Source organism: Lysobacter sp. TAB13, assembly GCF_052113885.1.
GTDB lineage: Bacteria > Pseudomonadota > Gammaproteobacteria > Xanthomonadales > Xanthomonadaceae > Lysobacter > Lysobacter gummosus.
In genome coordinates this window covers 1-403 of record NZ_JBFRDR010000290.1, presented here as the reverse complement: position 1 = coordinate 403, position 403 = coordinate 1, and the positions used below count along the sequence as shown (strand labels likewise).

1 pseudogene is annotated in these 403 nt (G+C 66.3%); it reads left to right on the top strand.

Annotation, left to right across the window (positions count from 1 at the left end):
- A pseudogene (locus tag AB4Y92_RS26220) lies at window positions 1-403 on the top strand (N-acetylglucosamine-6-phosphate deacetylase); the annotation flags it as partial.

The window sequence follows — 403 nt, the reverse complement described above, 5'->3', positions numbered from 1 at the left end:
GACCAGGGCAGGATCGTCGCTCTCGGCCATACAGCGGCTGACTTCGATCAGGTCGCGGCCGCGGCAACAGCGGGCGCAACCCTCTCCACCCATCTCGGCAACGGCATGCCGCAGGTCACGCACAAGCTCGCCAATGCGATCTTCGCGCAGCTTGCCGAAGACGGGCTTTGGGCAAGTTTCATTGCCGACGGCATCCATGTCCATCCCAAGGCCCTGAAATCTCTGTTGCGCGCCAAAGGCCTTGGCCATTCGATCCTTGTGACCGACGCGGTTTCGGCCGCAGCGGCGGAGCCCGGCAACTATCCCTTCGCCGGCATGAGCGTGGAGCGGAAGGCCGACGGCTCCGTGCGCCAGCCGGGAAGCGTCTCGCTCGCCGGCTCAGCGCTCTGCCTCGATCAGGGGG